Origin of the sequence: Brachybacterium sp. AOP43-C2-M15 (assembly GCF_052446295.1) — a bacterium.
In the GTDB taxonomy this organism is placed as follows: domain Bacteria; phylum Actinomycetota; class Actinomycetes; order Actinomycetales; family Dermabacteraceae; genus Brachybacterium.
This window is the reverse complement of the sequence record NZ_JBQSWB010000013.1, coordinates 35,795-55,997: the sequence shown is the minus strand read 5'-3', so window position 1 is coordinate 55,997 and position 20,203 is coordinate 35,795. Positions and strand designations below refer to the sequence as shown.

16 protein-coding genes are annotated in these 20,203 nt (G+C 71.8%); 8 read left to right on the top strand and 8 right to left on the bottom strand.

From position 1 onward, the window contains the following. Window positions 1-3 precede the first annotated feature (3 nt). From ACT3SP_RS14550 to ACT3SP_RS14535, 4 genes are read left to right on the top strand one after another with little or no spacing between them, the layout of a single operon-like run. On the top strand, window positions 4-1,308 hold the full coding sequence (locus ACT3SP_RS14550) for a DUF993 family protein (RefSeq protein WP_444588020.1): 1,305 nt from the start codon (window positions 4-6) through the stop codon (window positions 1,306-1,308). After that, complete coding sequence (locus ACT3SP_RS14545; RefSeq protein WP_444588019.1) at window positions 1,305-2,171, top strand: sugar phosphate isomerase/epimerase family protein; 867 nt, start codon at window positions 1,305-1,307, stop codon at window positions 2,169-2,171. Before ACT3SP_RS14550 ends, ACT3SP_RS14545 begins: the two co-directional genes overlap by 4 nt. 16 nt (window positions 2,172-2,187) lie before the next feature. Beyond that, complete coding sequence (locus tag ACT3SP_RS14540; protein ID WP_444588018.1) at window positions 2,188-4,218, top strand: heparinase II/III domain-containing protein; 2,031 nt, start codon at window positions 2,188-2,190, stop codon at window positions 4,216-4,218. Continuing rightward, window positions 4,215-6,242 carry a DUF2264 domain-containing protein gene (locus ACT3SP_RS14535; RefSeq protein WP_444588017.1) on the top strand — a complete coding sequence of 676 codons (2,028 nt, stop codon included), beginning with the start codon at window positions 4,215-4,217 and terminating at the stop codon, window positions 6,240-6,242. Before ACT3SP_RS14540 ends, ACT3SP_RS14535 begins: the two co-directional genes overlap by 4 nt. A gap of 94 nt (window positions 6,243-6,336) precedes the next feature. Here the strand turns inward: ACT3SP_RS14535 and ACT3SP_RS14530 are convergent, their stop codons facing one another. From ACT3SP_RS14530 to ACT3SP_RS14515, 4 genes are all read right to left on the bottom strand, one after another. Then, window positions 6,337-7,140, bottom strand: a complete 804-nt coding sequence (locus ACT3SP_RS14530; RefSeq protein ID WP_444588016.1) for a hypothetical protein — start codon at window positions 7,138-7,140, stop codon at window positions 6,337-6,339. Window positions 7,141-7,146: 6 nt separating this feature from the next. Continuing rightward, on the bottom strand, window positions 7,147-7,974 hold the full coding sequence (locus ACT3SP_RS14525; protein WP_444588015.1) for a carbohydrate ABC transporter permease: 828 nt from the start codon (window positions 7,972-7,974) through the stop codon (window positions 7,147-7,149). A gap of 79 nt (window positions 7,975-8,053) precedes the next feature. Continuing rightward, a complete protein-coding gene (locus ACT3SP_RS14520) occupies window positions 8,054-8,881 on the bottom strand; it encodes a carbohydrate ABC transporter permease (protein WP_015776866.1) in 828 nt (275 codons plus the stop codon). A 128-nt stretch (window positions 8,882-9,009) separates the two neighbouring features. Then, window positions 9,010-10,314, bottom strand: coding sequence for an ABC transporter substrate-binding protein (locus ACT3SP_RS14515; RefSeq protein WP_444588014.1), 1,305 nt, complete (start codon window positions 10,312-10,314; stop codon window positions 9,010-9,012). A 362-nt stretch (window positions 10,315-10,676) separates the two neighbouring features. Here ACT3SP_RS14515 and ACT3SP_RS14510 point away from each other — a divergent pair, with 362 nt between their 5' ends. The 3 genes from ACT3SP_RS14510 (at window position 10,677) to ACT3SP_RS14500 (ending at window position 13,728) form a co-directional block, all read left to right on the top strand. Further along, window positions 10,677-11,810: a substrate-binding domain-containing protein gene (locus tag ACT3SP_RS14510; protein ID WP_444588013.1), complete on the top strand. Its 1,134-nt coding sequence runs from the start codon at window positions 10,677-10,679 to the stop codon at window positions 11,808-11,810. Window positions 11,811-11,838: 28 nt separating this feature from the next. Continuing rightward, window positions 11,839-12,888, top strand: a complete 1,050-nt coding sequence (locus ACT3SP_RS14505; protein ID WP_444588012.1) for a hydroxyacid dehydrogenase — start codon at window positions 11,839-11,841, stop codon at window positions 12,886-12,888. A 246-nt stretch (window positions 12,889-13,134) separates the two neighbouring features. Further along, window positions 13,135-13,728, top strand: coding sequence for a GNAT family N-acetyltransferase (locus tag ACT3SP_RS14500; RefSeq protein ID WP_444588011.1), 594 nt, complete (start codon window positions 13,135-13,137; stop codon window positions 13,726-13,728). Between the two features lie 87 nt (window positions 13,729-13,815). Here the strand turns inward: ACT3SP_RS14500 and ACT3SP_RS14495 are convergent, their stop codons facing one another. The 3 genes from ACT3SP_RS14495 to ACT3SP_RS14485 form a co-directional block, all read right to left on the bottom strand. Next, the gene (locus ACT3SP_RS14495; protein WP_444588010.1) at window positions 13,816-14,562 is read right to left on the bottom strand and encodes a siderophore-interacting protein; all 747 of its coding nucleotides are present in this window, start codon (window positions 14,560-14,562) and stop codon (window positions 13,816-13,818) included. A gap of 133 nt (window positions 14,563-14,695) precedes the next feature. After that, complete coding sequence (locus ACT3SP_RS14490) at window positions 14,696-17,002, bottom strand: NAD(P)-dependent oxidoreductase (RefSeq protein WP_444588009.1); 2,307 nt, start codon at window positions 17,000-17,002, stop codon at window positions 14,696-14,698. Next, window positions 16,999-17,781, bottom strand: a complete 783-nt coding sequence (locus ACT3SP_RS14485; RefSeq protein ID WP_444588008.1) for a sugar phosphate isomerase/epimerase family protein — start codon at window positions 17,779-17,781, stop codon at window positions 16,999-17,001. Before ACT3SP_RS14485 ends, ACT3SP_RS14490 begins: the two co-directional genes overlap by 4 nt. Before the next feature lie 275 nt (window positions 17,782-18,056). Here ACT3SP_RS14485 and ACT3SP_RS14480 point away from each other — a divergent pair, with 275 nt between their 5' ends. Continuing rightward, complete coding sequence (locus tag ACT3SP_RS14480) at window positions 18,057-19,517, top strand: sulfatase-like hydrolase/transferase (RefSeq protein WP_444588007.1); 1,461 nt, start codon at window positions 18,057-18,059, stop codon at window positions 19,515-19,517. 68 nt (window positions 19,518-19,585) lie between these two features. On the opposite strand, the gene ACT3SP_RS14475 is transcribed toward ACT3SP_RS14480, so the two are convergent. Then, window positions 19,586-20,062 carry a hypothetical protein gene (locus tag ACT3SP_RS14475; RefSeq protein WP_444588006.1) on the bottom strand — a complete coding sequence of 159 codons (477 nt, stop codon included), beginning with the start codon at window positions 20,060-20,062 and terminating at the stop codon, window positions 19,586-19,588. Window positions 20,063-20,203 lie beyond the last annotated feature (141 nt).

Here is a 20,203-nt window from a genome sequence, read left to right as displayed (position 1 = left end):
GCGGTGAGCGAACTGTCGCTGACCCTGCTGGACGAGGACGGCGCGCTGCGCCGCCTCCCGCTCGCCGAGGCGCCCGCCTTCGCGCGGCCGACCTCCCCGCTGCGCTCCCGGGTCGTCTACGCCGCCGTGCACGTGGTGCCCCGCGCCCACGGGGACAACACCCCCGGCGCCCCGGCGGACATCGACTGGGACGCGACCCTCGCCTTCCGCCGCACCATGTGGTCGCGCGGGCTCGGGGTGGCCGATGCGATGGACACCGCCCAGCGCGGCATGGGCCTGGACCCCGCAGCCACCCGCGAGCTGATCTCCCGCACCGCCGAGGCGGCCCGCGCCGCGCTCGCCGATCCGGAGATCGCGGCCGTGTTCCCCGCCGGCGCCTCCGTGAGCGACCTGGTGGTCGCCGGGGTGAACACCGATCAGCGCAGCGAGCACGAGCTGAGCCTGGACGAGATCGTCGCGGCCTACCTCGAGCAGCTGCGGGCCACCGAGGCCACCGGCGCGGGGGCGGTGCTCATGGCCAGCCGCCACCTCGCCCGCGCCGCGAGGACCGCCGAGGACTACGAGGAGGTCTACCGCCGCGTGCTCGAGGCGGCCAGCGAGCCCGTCGTGCTGCACTGGCTGGGCACCGCCTTCGACCCGCAGCTCGAGGGCTACTTCGGCAGTACGAGGAGCGCCGACGCAGCAGACACCCTGCTGCGCATCATCGAGGCGGACCCCTCCCGGATCCGCGGGGTGAAGATGAGCCTGCTCGACGACGCCGCCGAGATCGCCGTGCGCGAGCGGCTCCCGGAGGGCGTGCGCATGCTCACCGGCGACGACTTCCACTTCTCCCACCTCATCGTCGGCGACGGCACCGGCACCGCCGAGACCGGGGGAGAGCAGGTGCCGGGGGAGTACTCCGACGCGCTGCTCGGCGCCTTCGCCGCCACCGCCCCGGCGGCGTCGGCCGCCGTGCAGGCGCTGGACGCGGGCGATCCCGCCGAGGCCCGCCGCATCCTCGACGCCGCCGAGGAGCTGGGGCGCCACGTGTTCTCCGCCCCCACCTTCCACTACAAGACCGGGGTCGCCTTCCTGGCCTGGCTGAACGGCCACCAGGAGGCGTTCACCATGGTGGGCGGCCTGCACTCCGCGCGCAGCCTCCCGCACCTCTCGCGCACCGTCGAGCTGGCCGCCACCACCGGCAACCTCGAGCAGCCGGCGCTGGCCGCCGAGCGCTGGCACGCGATGCTGCGCCTGGCCGGGTACGCGATCGACGAGCAGGAGACCGACGAGCAGGAGACCGACGAGCAGGCAGGAGAGACCGCATGAACACCCCACCCTCGCAGCGACTCGGGACCGGCACCCCGCGGCTGTCGCTGAACCGCTGGAGCTTCCGCACCACACCGCTCCAGGAGTTCCTCGAGATCACCGCCTCGCACGGGGTCGACGCCGTGGGCCTGTGGCGGCAGGATGTCGAGGAGGTGGGCCTCGACGCCCTGCGTCGTCGCGTCGACGACGCCGGCCTGCGCGTGAGCAGCCTGTGCCGGGGCGGCTTCCTCACCGCCGCCGAGGGGACCGCGCGCGCCGCGGCGCTCGAGGACAATCGCCGCGCCATCGACGAGGCCGTCGCGCTCGGCGCCCCCACCCTCGTGATGGTGGTCGGCGGGATCACGCAGGAGGACAAGGACATCGCCGCCGCCCGGGCACGGGTCGCCGAGGGCATCGCGGAGCTCGCCCCGTACGCGGAGTCCGCCGGCGTGACGCTCGCGCTGGAGCCCATGCACCCGATGTTCACCGCGGACCGCGCGGTGATCGCCACCCTGGACCAGGCCCTCGACATCGCTGAGGGCACCGGCAGCGCTGCCGTGGGCGTCGTGGTGGACACCTATCACGTGTGGTGGGACCCGGCGCTCGCGCAGGCGATCGCCCGGGCCGGCGAGGGCGGGCGCCTGCTCGGCTACCAGGTGTGCGACTGGAACCTGCCGCTCGCCGCGGAGCCGCTGTTCTCCCGCGGCTACATGGGCGACGGGTACATCGACTTCCCCGCCATCACGCGGATGATCGCCGCGACCGGCTACACCGGCGACATCGAGGTCGAGATCTTCAACGAGGACGTCTGGGCCACCCCGGCCGACGAGGCCGCGCGGATCATCGCCGAGCGCTTCGAGCAGCTGGTGCTGCCGTCGGCCTGAGCGAGATGAACCGCGGATGACCAGCACATCTCCACTGCGCGAGGCGTGGGGCCTCACCATCGACCGCGAGGACGAACACGGCACCGGTCCCCACGCGGCAGTCCGCGCGGGGTTGCCGGTCGCCCTCTCGCGGGCCTTCGACCGGGCGGCGCACGAGCTCGCCGTGCCCCGGCTGGAGCCCGGGGGCGGCGCTGCGGCCCTGCCCGATGAGCTGCGGGAGGCACTCTCCGGCCCGGCCCGGGGCTCCGCTGCGAAGCCCCTGCCGTTCCCTCTCCTCAGCCAGTACGCCCGGTACTGGCGCGACGGCGTCCGCACGGACTACGAGGACGACGTGCGTCGGCTCGGCATCATGACCGGCGAGGCGGTGCTGGCGGCGATCGGCACCGGCGAGACCCGCTGGATCGACCGCGCAGCGGACGGCCTCATGCTGCTCTGCGAGCTGTCGACCTGGTGCTGGGTCGCGCACGAGCAGGTGCATGATCTGCGCGGCTGGGTGGTCCCGGATCAGGACTCACCCGTCCTCGACCTCGGCGCCGCGCAGACCCTGCACGTGTTGGCCTGGGCGGACCTCGCGCTCGGTGATGCCCTCGAGGAGCGGGTCCCCGGGCTGCGAGCGCTGATCCGCCGCAGGGCCAGGACCCGCGTGTTCGAGCCGTATCTCGCTCGGCGAGAGTGGCACTGGCTGCATGGTGCCGCCCACAACTGGACCGGCTGGATCCACCAGCATCTGATCGCCGCGGCCCTGCTCCTGCTCGACGGCGAGGGCGACCGCGAGGACCGCGACGCGATCCTCGCTCTGTCGATCGCCCAGGTGGACCGCTATCTGGCGTCCTTCCCCGCCGACGGGGGGATCGACGAGGGGTTCTCCTATTTCTGGAACGGTGCCTGCCGGATGCTCGAGGCGATCGATCTGCTGTGCGTCGCCTCGGACGGGGTGCTCGGGCGGGAAGCCGTCGCGCAGCTGCCGGTGGTGGGGGAGCTGCTGCGCTTCCCCCAGCGCATGGACCTGGGGCAGGGATGGTTCGTCAATGTCGCCGACGGTCCGGCGCGGCCCCCGTCCGAACAGCCCTGGGACGTGCTGCACCGTTGGGCGCATGCGCTGGGAGCCGGAGACGTCGCGGCCCAGGCCCTCGCCCACCGTGGCTCGGGTGCTCGCGCGCTCGTGCGCCCGCAGATGGGGCTCGGACGGATCCTCGTCGCCTGCGGCGATGTCACCTGGAGGGAGGCAGATGGGCACGGGACCCGGCCGGTGCTGCCCGCCGACACCTGGCTGTCGGAGGTGCAGCTGCTCGTGGCCCGCGAACGCGGCGGCGACCCCAGCGGGCTGACGCTCGCGGTCAAGGGCGGTCACAACGATGAGGCACACAATCATCTCGACGTGGGGTCGTACCTCGTCGCCCTCGACGGCTCGCCGGTGCTCATCGACCTCGGGCAGCCCACGTACACAGCCACGACGTTCACCGACCGTCGCTACGAGATCTGGACCATGACCAGCTCCTGGCACAACCTCCCGGAGATCCGGGGCCACCAGCAGGGCGTGGGGGCCCGATTCCGGGCCGTCGAGGTGATTCCCGAACTGGGTGCGATCAGCACCGACACAACCTGCGGCCCGTGCTCAGGCTCCGTGCTCGATCTGGAGCTCCGCGACGCCTACCCCGCCGCCGCCGGGCTGCGCAGCTGGCGACGCACCGCGGCCCTGGACCGGGACGCCCGCATCGTGCGCGTCAGCGATGCATGGGAGCTGGAGGCGCGCGGCAGCCACGAGGACGCTCCGCCCGTCGCGCTCCACCACGTGATCGCCGGCGATCCCCTCGCGCACGCGCCCGGCCTGCTGCGAGTGCGCGCCCTGTCCGGGGCGGTCGCCGAGCTGCGCTGGGATGAGGAGCTCGGCACCGGTGCCCTGGAACGACGTGAGATCGACGACCCGCTGCTGGCGGCGTCCTGGGGCGGGGCGGTTCACCGGCTGAGCCTCGAGGGATCCGAACATGGCCGTGCGTACCTCACCGTGACCGCCGCCGGCACCGCCTCGGGAGAGCGACGATCATGACCGACCGCGACCATCGCCTCAGCCCGTGCACCGGACTCGTCCGGGAACACTGGCAGGGGGTCGCCGACCGGCTGCTGCTGGCCCTGCGCCCCCACACCAGCGCCGACGGCGCCCGGATCCTGCCGCCGGGACGATTCAGCAGCTCCGGGCCCGCCTCCGACGGCCTCGAGGGGTTCGCCCGCTCGTTCCTCATCGCCGCGCTGCTCATCGCAGGGGAGGACGGCCGGGATCCCTCGGGCCATATCGCGCAGTACGCACGCGGGCTCACCGCCGGCGTGGATCCCGACAGCGCCACTGCATGGCCGCGTCCGGCCTCCACGGGACAGGCGAGAGTCGAGGCCGCATCGATCGCGCTCGGGCTCGACCTCACCCGGCCGTGGATCTGGGACCACCTGAGCGAACGAACGCGGGCACACACCCTGGACTGGCTGCGCGAGGTGATCGGCACCGAGTACCCGCCGATCAACTGGGTGTGGTTCCGCATCGTGGTGCTGACCTTCCTGCGCGGTGCGGACCCCCGATACGACCCGGCCCGCGGCGCCGAGGAGGATGTCGAGGCGCTGCGCGCCGACCTGCGTCACGATCTCGGCGTCCACGAAGCCTGTGCTCGGAAGGACGGCTGGTTCACCGATGGTGCCGAGCGTTCCGTCGATCATTACGGCACCTGGGCCTTCGCGGTGTTCCCGACCCTCTGGCGACGTATGCGCGGCGCCGATGAGCTGCGGGCGGACGGGCTGCTCCTGCCGGCCGACGATGAGCGTCACCGGGAGCGGCTCGCCGGTTTCGCCGTCGACGCCATGGGGCTCATCGGAGCCGACGGGGGACCGCTCATCCAGGGACGCAGCCTCATCTACCGGATGGCCGTGGCCGCCGCCCCCTGGGCTGCGGCGCTCGAAGGGCTCGCGGACGGCCCGCAGCCGCGGATCGCCCCCGGGGCGCTGCGCCGCGCGGCCTCCGGCGTGCTTGACCATTTCCTGAACCGCGGCGTGCCCGACAGCGAGGGCCTGCTGAACCTGGGGTGGTTCCATGAATTCGGCGAGATGGCGCAGAGCTACTCCGGCCCCGGCTCCCCGTACTGGGCGGCGAAGGGCTTCCTCGGCCTCGCACTGCCGGCGGACCACGCGGTGTGGACCGCCGTCGAGGAGCCGTTGCCGGTCGAGCGGGGCGGCTCCGGCGGGAGGCAGGCTGCCGCGCAGATCCTTCCCGTCCCGGGCTGGCTGCTCTCTCGTACGCGCGAGGACGGGATCGTGCGGGTGATCAACCACGGCACCGACCATGCCCTGCCCGGAAGCCGGCGCACCGATTCGCCGCTGTACGCCCGCCTCGGTTATTCGACCGTCACCAGCCCTCCCGTGACCGGGCCGGATGTCCTGGATCCCCGGGATCAGACCGTCGCGGTCGTCCATCCCGAGCACGGGTGGAGCCATCGCACGGGTTTCGAGACTCTCGCGCTGGAGCAGATCGACGAGTTGACGAGTCTGGGCATCTCCCGTCAGCGCTGCCACTGGGTGATCACGGACGGGACCGGCGGCGACCACGGCTCCGGGCGCGACGGAGAGGTGATCGAGGGCCCTGTGCTGACTGTCGCGAGCGTGGTCCGGGGGGATCTCGAGATACGGACAGTGCGGGCCGATACCGATGTGGATCTTCCGCTGGCGATCGCGGGCTGGCCGCTGTCCGGCCCCGATCCGGCCACGCAGACCGGCCCGGCTGGGCTGCAGCTGACCCGTTCCGACGGCACCACCCTGCACAGCTCCCTGACCGCGCTGCGCGGCGTGCTCGCGCCTGCTGTGCACAGGGAGGGTGCCGTGAGCCCGCTGGGCCCCCATCTCGCCGTGCCGCATCTGCTCGGCGAAGGAGCGCCAGCCGGTGCGGTCTACGCGGTGGCAGTGCACCTCGGCGGGCGTCCGGCCCGGGTGGAGGGGGCTGCCGTGGAGGTCGTCGGCGACGCGATGCGCGTCAACTGGCCTGATGGCACCGTGACCGAGCTGCGGCTCCCGGCCGGCGACCGTCGGACGGGTTGAGCACGGCACCGAAGCTCTCCATGGCGCGGTGAGGGGCCGGGCGCGGGGGCCCCTTGGCCGGACGTGCGCGTCGGAGCCCGTCAGGTGTTGCGGGTCAGCCGGCCCGCGGACTGACCGTCGGCAGGATCGACCAGCGGGAGCCGGCCCAGATCACGTACAGCACGAGCGATGAGGCGAGCACCCAGCACAGCAGAGGTTGCCAGATCAGGCCCATCATGGCGATCGCCATCACCGCGAGGTTCAGCAGCGACAGCGGCCAGCTGCGCAGGACCCCGAAGGCGGCGATGCGGAGCAGCACATGCCAGGGCGCATCGGCCCGCTCGCTGATCAGCGCCGCGGTGTTGAAGGCTGTGCTCAGAGCCAGCGCCGCACCGAGCAGGAACGCCGGGAAGAGCATGAAGCCCCAGGCGTGGTCCAGAGCCCACCGGGCGTCCACCACCAGGATCAGCGCCAGAGCCATGGGCAGTGCGGTCGCCCCGAGAGTGCGCAGTCCGGTCCGTCGCAGCACATGCAGCGCCGGTTGCAGCAGCGACTGGTCGGGATGGGATGACCACCACGAGTCCTCGCCGGCCCCCTCCCGGGCGGACAGCCCGATCCGGAAGGCCGGGCTGTCGCGGAAGGCGCAGAAGGCGACGGTGACGATCGGCATCGCCAGGTACACCGCCGCCAGCAGCGCGGGTGGTGCGCTGAAGGGGTCAGCCGCGAGCAGGAGCAGCAGCACCAGCGGCAGAGCCCCGATCGCCAGCATGATGTTCAGGCGCAGCGCTCCGAAGACGTACGAGCCGAGTGCGCTGAACGTGTGGGCGGCATGGCTGCTGACGCTCGCCGAGCCGTCCCGACCACCCCAGCGCACCAGAGGTGCGCGGCGGGCCTGCAGGGGAGTCTGCAGCTGCGACATCGACGCTCAGCCCTTCAGCCCGCTCGAGGCGATGCCCTGGACGAAGTACTTCTGGCCGATGGCGAACACCACGGCGATCGGCAGCACCGAGAGCACCGAGCCGGTCATGATCGCGGCGTGGTCCGCGTTGTACTGGCCGATGAAGGTCTTCAGGCCCAGCTGGATGGTCCACAGGTCCGGGCTGCGCAGGTAGATCAGCGGACCCATGTAGTCGTTCCAGGTGTTGGTGAAGGTCAGAATCGCCAGGGCGGAGATCGAAGGCACCGAGAGCGGCAGCATGATCCGTCGATAGATGCCGAACTCGCTGAGTCCATCGATGCGAGCGGATTCCGAGAGCTCCTCGGGAACGGTGTCGTAGAACTGCTTCATGAGGAACACCCCGAAGGCGCTGAACGCCTGCAGCAGGATGATCGACAGGCGGGTATCGGCGAGCCCCACCTCGGAGAGGAACTTGAACTGGGGGATCATGTACGCCTGCCACGGCACCGCGATCGTGCCGATGTAGACCAGGAACAGCGCATCGCGTCCAGGGAAGCGGATGCGGCTGAAGCCGTAGGCTGCGAACGATCCGGTGAGCACCTGCAGGGCGGTGACCGTCACCGACAGGAAGATCGTGTTCCCCAACCAGGTCGACATGTCGGCCTTGGTCCAGATGTCGATGTAGTTGTGCCACTGCCACTCGTCGGGGAACCACGTGATCGGGGCGGTGAACACCTCGTTGTTGCGCTTCAGCGAACTGAGCGCCATCCACGCGAACGGCGTGAGCACCACGATGGAGATGGCCGACAGGAGCACGTAGCGCACCGTGCGGCTGATCACCGCCTGTGGTCTCATCGGCGAAGTGCGCAGCGGAGCAGTCCCCTGGGCAGGGCCGCCCGGTGCCGCAGCGGGCCGCGACGCTAGCTGGGTCATGTCACTTCTCCGCTCGACGGTTGTAGGTGAACTGGATGATGGTCACGATCATGCAGAGTGCGAACAGCACCACCGAGATGGTCGACGCGTAGCCGAAATCGTTGCGCTCGAAGCCCATTCGATAGATGTACTGGGAGAGCACCAGCGTCGAGTTGCCGGGCCCGCCGCCGGTCATCACCAGGATCAGGTCGAGCACCTTGAAACTGTTGATCGTCAGCATCACGGTCACGAAGAACATCGTGGGCCGCAGGCCCGGGATGGTGACGTTGAAGATGCGCTCCAGCCAGTTCGCGCCGTCCATCTTGGCGGCCTCGTGGAGCTCAGGGTTGATGGACTGCAGCCCTGCGAGGAACAGCAGCATGAAGTACCCGGCGTCGCGCCAGATGCCCACGATGATCACCGCAGGCATGGCCCAGGTGCTCGACGCCACCCAGTCCGGTGGATTCTCCAGGCCGATGAAACGCAGCAGCTGGTTGACCGGGCCGAACTCCGGCGAGAACAGCATGTTCCAGACCTGCGCGACCGCGACGATGGAGGTGAAGTACGGGAAGAACGCCGCTGAGCGGAAGAACGCCCGCCCTCGCATCTTCTCGTTCAGCAGCAGCGCCAGGCTCAGGGAGACCACGAAGGTCACCGGGATGTGGATCGCCGAGTAGTACAGGGTGTTCCCGAACGAGGTCCAGAAGATCTTGTCGCCGATCAGGCGCTCGAAATTCTCCAGGCCCGTGAACTGCGGAGAGCCGAAGGCGGACCACTTGGTGAAGGCGATGTAGAACAACGCCAGGACAGGACCGAGCGTGAGCAGGACGAAGCCGAGGAAGTTCGGCATGATGAACGTCCAGCCGGCGACGGTGCGCCGCCGCCGAAGCGCTCTGCCGGCGCTGCGGGCGGAGCCGACCCCGTTGCGCGTCGTCTCAGAGGCCGTCCCGGCGGGGGGCGGGGGGACGATGGGGGCACTCACGCGGTCAGGCCCTCGTTGTCGAGCTGCTCCTCCGCCTTGGTCAGCGCCACGTCGACCGGGCTGGACTCGGTGAGGATCTCCGAGTGGGTGTCCTCCAGGATGGTGACGATGTCGTTGGTGAACTCGCCGATCGGGTTCTCCGCCTCGACCTGCGTGTCGGCGAAGGAGGTGCGGGAGAGATCGTCGTCGGGCATGCCGTCGAGGGAGAAGATCGTGTCGACCACGTCGTCGGAGAAGTACGACGGGGTGATGCCGATCTCCGCGAGAGCCTTCGAGCAGTCCTCGGAGACGATGTAGTCCAGGAAGCTCTGGGCGGCCTCGAGCTTCTCGCCCGAGAGCTCGGCGTTGATCGCCAGCGTGGTCGGGTCGCCGAAGGTGATCGGGCCTGCTCCGCTGGTCTGCTGCGGAGCCGGCGCCATGCCCCACTCGAACTCGTCGGCGTCGCCGCTCTCGCGCTGGGCGAGCAGGGTTCCGATGTACCAGGTGCCCATCGGCATCATCGCAGCCTTCTGGGTGCCGAACTGCGCCTGGTAGCTCAGCGACTGCGAGTCCACCGTCGAGAAGGTCTCGGTCGAGCCGGCGTCCTGCATCGCCAGCAGCCGCTCGTAGTACGGGGCCATGTAGGACAGATCCCCGGAGGCGAGGTCCGCACCGTCGGTCTGCGCGAGGGCGAAGGACTGGACGATGGACTGCCAGTTGTGCATGTACGCGCCCTTGGCCTGGTAGTCGGTGCCCTCGAGCGCACCGGTCAGCTCCTCGGCCATGTCGGCGAAGTCGTCCCATGTCCAGCTGCCGTCCGGCTCGTCGATACCCGCCGCGGCGAACATCTCCTTGTTGTAGTAGACGACCCAGGAATCCTGGCGGTAGGGCAGGGCGTAGATCCCGCCGTCCAGATCCAGCAGGTCGAGCTCGATGTTGCCGTCCTCGCGGAGGGAGGACGCCTGGTCCGTGAGGTCGGCGAGCGCCCCGTTGGACTGGTAATAGAAGTACTGCTCGAGGTTCTTGAGCGGGAAGACGTCCGGTGCGGAGTTCGCCGAGAGGTCGGTGGTCAGCTGCGTGTCGTAGTCGTCGGCGCTGTACTCCTTGAGAACGATCGTCGCGTCGGGGTTGGCGGCCTCGAAACCGTCGACGATGACGTCGAACTCCGGGGTGGTGGCGATCGACCACGCCGCCATGGTCAGTTCGATCTTGCCCTCTGCGTTGCGCTCCGCCTCACCGCCCCCGCACGAGGCCAGGGCAAGGGTCGGCACGGAGAGGGCTGCGGCGCCCAGGATGCTGCGGCGGGTGGGGGTGAACGTCATCGGTCTTCCTTCCACGGTGGAGCGGGCTGTGCGGAGGCCGGCCCGTCAGACTCGGACGCCTGCGCCAATTGCTCCGGTGAGACGTCGTAGCGGAGAAGTCCGGCACGATCACCGCGACCAGTCACAGGTGATGCCGAGCATCCAATAACGATCATGTTCGATCTGTCAAGATGCTCTCATTGCAGGAAGTGGAGCGTTGATGATCGCTTATGATGCATTATGGTGGGTCGGCGGTGCCGCTTATTCTGTCGAGGTGATCGTCCATACCGACGAGGTGTCGCGGCGCGCGGCCGGATCGGGCGCGGGGCTCGCCACTGGTCGATAAGTCATCTCGTCGCACCGCACAGCAGAACGGAGACCTCATGGCGCAGACGCGCTCGCTGCCCATCGGACGGCGCGAGTCGATCCTCGAACGTGTCAATGCTCGCGGCGAGGCTCGCGTCGCTGATCTCGCCTCCGAACTCGGTGTCTCCGTCATCACGGTGCGACGCGACATCGCGAGCCTGGACGGGGAGGGGCTGCTGCGGCAGGTCCGCGGCGGTGCCCACCGCCTGGTGTCGCGTGACGAGTCGGCCCAGCTGCCCGGCCGTGTCGCTGCCGAGGGAGACGGCACGCCGCTGAAGGACATCGGCGTCGTCGTCCCCTCGCTGACCTACTACTGGCCCCGGATCCTCCGGGGAGCCAGCGCGGCTGCCGATGGCCACGGGGCTCGCCTGCACATCGACGCCGCTGCGCCCCGCGCTGAGGAGTGCCTGGAGAGCCTTGCGCGGCTGACGGACGAAGGTGCGATCGACGCGCTGCTGCTGGCGCCGGACCTGCGGTCGGGGGAGGCGTCCGAGGAACTGCTCGCGCGATTGAAGGGACTGCGGGTCCCGGTCGTGCTCATGGAGCGCGACGCGCGAGATCTGGATCCGACGTTCGTCGGCGTGGATTCGGTGCGCACCGATCACCAGCAGGGGGCGCTGGATGCCTTCGCGCACCTGCATCAGCTCGGACATCGCCGGCTCGGGCTGCTGCACGACCGGACCAGTCCCACGGTCCCGCGGATCCTCGCCGCCTGGCAGCGTGCGCAGGAGCTCTTCGACCTGCCTGCGGAGCACTCCGCGCTCGGGGTGCTCGACACCCATGGGAGGAACCCCGCTCAACAGGTCGACTCCTTCCTGGATCTGTGCTTCGACCGTGGCGTGACAGGCATCCACGTGCATTCCGACGAGGCGGCGCTCCTGGTCATGCAGCAGGCGGGACGTCGCGGGATCGATGTTCCCGGGGACCTGTCGATCACCGCCCACGACGATGAGCTGTCCACCCTCACCCGGCCGGCGCTGACCGCCGTCAGCCCGGACAAGCTGGCTCTCGGCGACCGCGCGGTGCAGATGCTCGTGCGGCGGCTGGAGGCGCCCGATGCCCCCTACGAACGCACCGAGCTCCTCCCGAGGCTCCACGTGCGCGGCACGACCGCGCCGCCCTCGGACGAGGGGCCGTCGATCCCGTCCTGATCCCCACCACCCCCTTCGGAGGGCCACCGTGATCATCCAGCCTGCCCAGCACAGCCAACCTGCCCAGCACGCCCCGCCGGCGCGTCCGGCCGCACTGCTCGCCATGAGCGACGGCCTCGTCGCCGAGCTGTTCGCTCCGGATCAGCGCCGGCGCCTGGACGAGCTGGTCTCGCTGCTGGCGGAGGACGTCGTCTCGGACCTCAGCACCATCCCGAGGTCGGTGGCGGCCGAGGTGGAGATCCTCGTGACCGGGTGGGGTGCTCCCCGGATCGATGCGGAGGCGCTCGAGCGCCTGCCTCGGCTGCGGGCGATCGTGCACGCCGCCGGTACGGTCGCTTCCTTCGTCGGCCAGGCCGTATGGGATCGCGAGGACATCATCGTCTGCTCCGCCGCGCAGGCCAATGCGGTGCCGGTCGCCGAGTACACGCTCGCTCAGATCCTGCTGGCCGGCAAGCGGTCGCTGGCTCGGTCCGCCGACTACCGCCGCGCACGGGGCCGCGAGGGGGCCTGGACCGCGACCGGTGAGACCGGCAACTACGGGGCGGTGGTGGGGCTGATCGGTGCTTCGCGGACCGGGCGGCTCACTGCGGAGCACCTGCAGCCCTTCGACCTCGAGGTGCTGATGTACGACCCGTTCGCGGGAGCCGACGAGATCGCGGCGCTCGGGGCGCGCAAGGTGGAGCTCGAGGAGATATTCCGCGCCGGCGACGTCGTCAGCCTGCACGCTCCGGACGTCCCGTCGACCCGAGGAATGATCACCCGGCAGCACTTCGCGCTGATGCAGGACGGCAGCACCTTCATCAACACCGCGCGCCCCGCACTCGTCGACGAGGACGCTCTGCGCGAGGAACTCGTCAGCGGCCGGATCAGCGCCGTGCTCGATGTGCATGACGACCTCGCCGCCGACGACCCGCTGTGGGACGTCCCGACCGTCGGGCTCACACCGCATATCGCCGGATCGCAGGGAAATGAGCTGCACCGGATGGCCGAGAGCACCCTCGAAGAGCTTCAGCAGCTCTCGCGCGGTGAGACGCCTCGCCATGCGCTGGACCGCAGACGGCTGGACATCACCGCCTGAGCGGGAAAGTGAGAACAGCGCTGACCGACGCCCGGCAGCCGTACGATTGAGCGCTCAGCGCCGCTTCCCGTAGGCGAGCGCCCTCGAGCGCGACCATGGTGCCCGTCACCGCGGGCGTGGAGCCGGCGGCGCTCAGCACTGCCTCGACGATCGCGCCGTCGGCCGGGAGACGCCGGACGCTCACCCCCTGCTGCCACCGCCGGAGCCGGGAGCGCGGACCCGGCGGAGGGTGCGAGGATGCCTGCCATGATCGAGATCCGTAGGGCCGACGAGCTCGGCGAGACCCACCGCCACCGCCTCGCGACGGTCTTCGTCCGCGGGTTCGCCGAGGACTTCGCCGCCTTCTCCCGGGACCCCGAGCGGCTGGCCTCCGCCTTCGCCCACATGCTGGTGCTCGAGCGCTGGCGGGTCGCCCTCCTGGACGGTGAGCCCGCCGCCGTCGCCTTCGTCACCGAGGGGGCGCAGGAGGCGCTGGCACCGCGCTGGGCCCCGATGCGCCGCGCTCTCGGCCTCGTGCGCGGCACCCTCACGTTCCTCATCGTGCGCAGCCAGTTCGTCGGTGCCGCCGACGACGCCCGGCCGGGACTGGTCGAGATCGGCTTCGTCACCACCGACCCCGCACTCCGCGGGCGCGGGGCGGCGAAGCAGCTGCTGCGCAGGATCCTCGACGAGGAGACCGCGCCCGAGGTCGTGCTGCGCGACATCAAGGACACCAACGAGGCCGCGCTCGGGCTGTACCGGCGGCTCGGCTTCGAGGAGTACGAGCGCCGGCCCGTGCGCTTCGCGGAGCGCTCGGGATTCCGGGACTGCGTCTCGGTGAAGCTGGTCCGTAGCCGCTGACGGTCGGTCCGGCCCGTCGCCCAGGGCCCGGCCCCGCAGTGCTCGTCGCCACGTCGCCCAGCGCCGCCCGGCTCGACGTCGACTCGCTCAGCGCCGCTTCCAGTAGGCCAGCGCGTGCACCTGCTCCTTCGGCAGCCCGAGCTGCTTGCGCAGTGCACCGGAGAGGGCGCGGGTGGGGGCGCCTTCGAGGGCCACGACGGTCACGGTGCGCTCGGGGGCGGCGGCTGCGGCGGTCAGCGCCGCGCCGACGATCGAGCCGTCGGCCTCGAGGCGCCGCACCGTGAGGTGCTCGCGCTCGGGAAGGATCGTCCAGGCCGCCTCGGCGGGAGAGGCCTGCTCGAGCAGCACCGTCGCGGGGATGTCCGGCCTGCGCCGCAGCGTGTCGGCGATCGCCGGGTAGGAGCAGCCGTCGCCCACCAGGAGCAGGTGCTCGGGCGAGGTGGCGACGGGGTTGCGGCCGCCCAGCACCGTCGCGTCGATCTCGTCCCCGGGCCGGGCCGTGCGCGCCCACTGCGAGGCGGTGCCGTCGTGGAGGAAGAACTCGATCCATGCCGTGCCGGCCGCGGCATCGGGCGAGACCAGCGTGTAGGCGCGCTGATGGCCGCGCCCGGAGGCGGTGGTGAACCACAGGCGCAGCCAGTAGGTGGGGTAGACCTCGTCGCGCTCCAGCAGTCCGTCCAGGTCCATGCGCAGGCGCACGAAGTCCTCGGCGACGTCCTCCCGCTCGAGCACGCGCAGGCGCAGGTCCTTGCCGCCCCAGACCTTCACGAGGGCGCCGTCGAGGCCGCGCCGCGGCGAGCTGGTGCGGGTCGGGGTGGTGCGGGGTGCGGTCACGGGAGCCTCCGACGGATCGAATAGGTGAGGCTCACCTTAGTTGCAGGGGCCGCCGCGGCGCCAGGGGCCCGACCGGGGAGTGCGGGGGCGGAGTCGTGCGGAAGCGGAGCCGAGGAGGTGGCTGCCGGGGCGGTCAGGCTCCGCTGCGGAGGATCGCGGTGGACTCGGCCAGCAGCACGTCGCCGCGCACGTGCACCTCGCGGGCGTCCGCCGAGGCGTCCTGCGTCGCCCTGGCCGAGTCCGTCGCGGCTGTGTCCGTCGCGGCCGTGTCCGTCCCGGGCGCGTCCGGCACCTCCGTGTCCGGCCCGTCCGCGGTCGGCGCCTCGTCCGCTGCGGCGGAGTCGCCCTCGGCGCTGCCGAGCACCCAGTCGACCGCCTGCCTCGCCATCTCCGCCAGCGGCAGGACGATGGTGGTCAGCGACGGATTCGCGTCGAGGGCGCCGGGGACCCCGCCGAAGCCGGCCACCGCCACCCGGCCGGGGACGTCGATGCCGCGGCGGCGCAGCTCGCCGAGGGTGCCCAGCGCCATCACGTCCGCCGGGGCGAACACGCACAGCGGCTGGTCGTCGGCGGGGGAGTGCTCGAGGTGCTCCTGCACGGCCGCGGCGAGCTCGAGCCCTCCGTCGCGGGTGAGGTCCGCGGCGGTGCTCAGCTCGGGCTCGATGCCCGCCTCGGTGAGGGCGGCGACGAAGCCGCCGGTGCGGTCCCCGGCCGACGGGATCCCGGCGATGCCCTCGACCACGGCGAAGCGGCGATGCCCCTCGACGATCAGTGCGGTGGCGAGCTCATGGGCGGCCGCCGCGTTGTCGGGCACGATCGTGCGCCCCACCCCGAGGGTCTGGCCGAGTCCCACGACCTTCCCGCCGTTGCGCTCGAAGCCCTCGAGCAGGGTGCTGATCGCGGCGTCGGACTCGTTGCCGTAGCGGTGCGAGCCCACCAGCACCAGCGCGTCGACCTGCTGGGCGATGAGGGAGCGCAGGGCGCGGATCTCGGTCTCGATCTCGCGGTCGGTCTGGGTGAGCAGCACCTGGGACCGGGAGGCGAACACCTGCTGCTGGACCTCGCGGGCGATGGTCGCGAAGTACGGGTCGGCGATGTCGTGCACCACCAGGCCGATCAGCCCCGAGCGGGAGCGGGCGAGGGCCTGCGCCTGCGCGTTGGGGACGTACCCCAGCTTCGCCGCGGAGGCCTGCACCTTCTCGGCGACGGCCCTGCCGGGCACGCGGGAGGAGCCGTTGAGCACGCGGGAGGCGGTGGCCAGGGAGACCCCGGCGTCCTGGGCGACGTCGCTGAGGCGCACGGCGGGCATCGGGTCTCCTTCATCAGGGGGTGCTGCGGGGATCGTCGAGGGTGTGGTGGGCGGGGTCGTCCGACAGGAGGGGAAACGCTGTCCCGACCTGGTCAGCATAGCGAGCCACGGCCCGCGGGACGGGCCGATCGCTGAGGTCAGGCCGTGACGTCCCGCACCGAGCCGTCGACGGGGAAGCGCGGCGCCTCCCCGGCGCCGAGCCGGCGGAGCTCCTCGAGCGCCGCCTCGCCCATCCGGTGCAGCTCCCTGCCCTGGGAGCCGGCGATGTGCGGGGTTGAGGATCGCCAGCGGCGCGTCCCACAGCGGATCGTCCGGGGTGAGGTCGTCGTGCACGTCGAGCACCGCGGCGAGGCGCCCGGAGACCACCTCCTCGCGCAGGGCGTCGATGTCCACCAGGGCAGGGCGGGCGGTGTTGACGAAGGTGGCGCCGTCGCGCAGGAGCGCGAGCAGCTCACGGGTCACCATGCCCTGGGTGGAGGGGAGGTCGGGGGCGTGCAGGCTCACCACGTCGGAGCGCGCGTAGAGCTCCTCGGGCTCGACCTCGGTCGCGCCCAGCGCGGCGATCCGGTCGGCACCGACGACGGGGTCGGTGATCAGCACCTCGAGGTCGAAGCGGCGCAGATGCTCGGCGACCAGGGTGCCGATGCGGGAGGCGCCGACGAGGCCCACCACCCCGCCGTGGTTCCCGATCCCGGGCTCGGCAGCCGCGGCGCCGCCGACGCGGCGCTCCCGGCGGTAGCGGTGCTCCTGGGCCAGGGCCCGTTTCCCGGCCAGCAGGATCTGGGCGAGCGCGAACTCGGCCACCGGCACTGCATTCGCCTCGGTCGCCGAGGTCACCAGCACGTCGCCGCGCTCCCAGACCGCCTCGGTGACCACGTGCCGCACCGTCCCGGCGGTGTGGACGATCGCGCGCAGGCGCGGCAGCCGGGAGAGTGCCGCGGCGTCGACGGCAGGGGATCCCCAGCCCGTGATCAGCACCTCGACCGCGTCCAGCTCGTCGTCGGAGGCCTCCGCGAGATCGTCGACGGTGCGCTCGGTGTCGATCTCGACGAGGTCGCGCAGCCGCGCGAGCTGGGCCCCGTCGAACATACGGTCCTGCAGCCCTGCGGGCATGGCCAGGAGCGCCCTCATCGAGCGGCGTCCTCGCCGGCGGCGATCAGCGCGCGCAGGGAGTCCGCGTCGCGGCGCAGCAGGGACGGGTCGTCGCCGGGGACGAACTCGAGCAGCGCGTCCCGGTCCGAGCCCTCGGCCGCGAGCAGCGCGAAGGCCCCCTCCCACAGGTCGCCGCGCTCGGACAGCGGCAGGCGCTCGGCGAGCGGCCACCAGGAGAAGACGTGGATCGTCGAGGCGCGAGGGAGGACCTCGCGCAGCGTCTCGAGCGCGTCGTCGGCGGGCATCCCCTGGTGCGGCTGCCAGTAGGAGAGCACGTTCTCGCGGTCGATCTCGTCCAGCAGGCGCAGGGTCGAGCCGATCTCGTCGGTGAGCGTGCGGCCGTGGAACTCGAGGCCCACGTCGATGCCGTCGGCGGCCGCGCGGTCCGCGAAGTCCTGCAGGCGGTGCACGACCCGGGCGCGGTCCTCGGCGGTCGCCTCGGCGGAGCCGGTGCTGCCCGCCCACACCCGGACCCGCGGGGCGCCCAGGGCTCGGGCGGCGGCGAGCACACCGTCCGCCTCGGCGCGGTGCTCCGCGCTGGTGCCCTCGAAACGCAGGTAGGAGCCGTAGGAGGCGACGGCGAGACCGGCATGCTCGGTGGTGGTGCGGGCGTGCTCGGCGGCGGCGGTGTCCCCAGGTGGGACGTGCGCGTCCCCGGCCCATTCGATGCACTCCAGCCCGGCGGCGGTGGCATGCTCGACGACGGACCCGACGTCGAGGTCGCGGAAGGTGACCGAGCAGAGCCCTGGTCGGATCATCGGTGGTCCTCCTGTGGTCGGATGCGGAGCTGTCGTCGGCGGGGCCGTCGGCGGCGGCGGAATCGGCGTCGGGGGCGTGCCCTCGGGTGAGCGCCGTCGGACGGAGGATCTCTGGTGTGCGCCGGCCCCGATCTTCGCCGGGAAGCGGTTGCCTCAGCGTACGGCACCGGATCCCGCGCGATCCGAGTGCGCCCACGTCCACTCGTCGGCCCCTCCGCGCCGTGCGGTCCCCGCTACGGTGTCTGCACGACCGCATCGATCCCGAGGAGGCCGCGATGGAGCCCTCGCCGAGCTCGCAGGGCGCCCGCCGACCGGACGCACCTCGACCGAACGTCCTCCTCCTGGTCACCGATGACCAGGGCGCCTGGGCGCTGGGGTCGAGGATGCCGGAGCTGCACTCCCCGACCCTCGACCGGCTCCAACGGGAGGGCACCACCCTCGACCGCTTCTTCTGCGCCTCCCCGGTCTGCTCCCCGGCGCGCGCCAGCCTCCTGACCGGGCGGATGCCGTCCGCCCACGGGGTGCACGACTGGATCCGCCCCGAGGGCCTGGCGCGCGCCGACTCCCCGCGCCCGCCGCACGATCCGGACTTCCTCGAGCGCGCCGAAGGCGCGGACTCGCTCGGCGCGATGCTCTCCCGCAGTGGCTACCGCTGCGGGATGGTCGGCAAATGGCATGTCGGCTCCTCGGACCGGCCGGCTGCGGGATACGACTACTGGTGGGCGCACCAGCTCGGGGGCGGACCCTACGTCGGCGCTCCGATCTGGGCGCACGATGCGTCGACGGGCCGGCCCGTCGAGCCCGCCGAGCCGACGACCGAGCCCGAGTACCTCACCGACGCGATCACCCGCCAGGGCCTCGACTTCCTGCGCCGCGCGGAGGACGACCCCGAGAAGCCGTTCTTCCTGCAGGTCACCTGGACCGCGCCCCATGATCCCTGGTTCGACGGCAATCATCCGCAGGACATGCTCGACCTCTACGCGGACACGGACTTCCCCTCCGTTCCCCGCGGCCCGGCGCATCCGTGGTTCGTGCGCGAGAGCTTCCCCCGCGCCGTGGCCGACCGGCACGGGGCGCTCGCCGGGTACTGCGCGGCGATCAGCGGGGTGGACCGGAGCATCGAGACGCTGCTCGCCCACCTCGAGGACCGCGGCCTGCTCGACGACACGATCGTCATCTTCACCTCGGACAACGGCTTCTCGTGCGGCCATCACGGGATCTGGGGCAAGGGCAACGGCACCCGGCCGCTGAACCTCTGGGAGCCCTCGATCACGGTCCCGTTCATCATCCGCTGGCCCGGACGGATCACCGCGGGCACCGTGGACGAGCGCCCCGCCTCCGCCGTCGACCTCTTCGACACCATCGCGGAGCTCACCGGCGCGACGCCCCGTGAGGACCCGCTGCGCGCCGGGCGCTCCCTCGTGCCGAGACTGCTGGGCGAGGAGGACGCGCAGGCTGACACGCCGATCGTGATCCACGACGAGTACGGCGCGCACCGCATGCTCCGCACCGAGCGATGGAAGCTCGTGCTGCGTCGCGAGGGGCCCACCGAGCTCTACGACCTGGAGGCGGACCCGCTCGAGGAGCACGACCTCTCCGAGTCTCCCGAGCACCGGACCCTCCTCCGCGACCTCACCTCCGAGCTCGAGGCGTGGTTCGCCCGGTACGAGACCGCGGCGCTGAGCGGCTGGTCCAGCGACGTGGACGGCACGGGCCAGACGGCGCCACGCGGCTGAGGAGCCACGGGTCCTCCCGGTCCGGTGACCGGGCGCGGGGACCGGCCGGCTCCTCCATGAAGGGCCTCTCATTCCCGTCTGATCGAGGTCTCATCGAGCCGCGGTGGACTGTCCTCATCACCGAGACAGCGACCGGGACGGCACACGAGCGCCCCGAGCGAGGAGCAGAGCATGCAGAACAGGACGATCTGGACCGTGGCGGCCGGGACCAGCGCCGCTGTGCTGGTGCCCGGCGTCGCGTACGCGCTGATGACCGGAGGGCTCGGGGCACCCGCGGAGCAGCCCGGGGTCGTGGCCGAGAGCTCCGAGGCCTCCGCCGGGGTCGCCGTCGCCAGGGCCGCCCAGGGCCTCTCGACCGGCGGCTCCTCCGCGACGCAGATCCCGCCGGCGGAGTCGCTGGGCTCGGGCGGGTCGGCGAACGTCCGTGCGGAGGCCTCACCGCCGACCACGGCCCAGAGCGCCGTCTCCGCCCCGACCGCCCAGTCCCCGACGTCGCCGAAGGCCGCTAGGCGCAGCTCCGGCTCCCCGAAGGGGGAGGGCTCCATCGCCGCCTCGGCCCCGCAGAAGGCTCCGTCGGCCCCCGCGCCCGTCGTGCACTTGGCGCAGTCCGTTCCCTCGACGGCTTCGGCTCCGTCTGCGCAGTCCGCCCCGTCTGCACAGTCGGCTCCGAGCCCGGACTCCGCCCC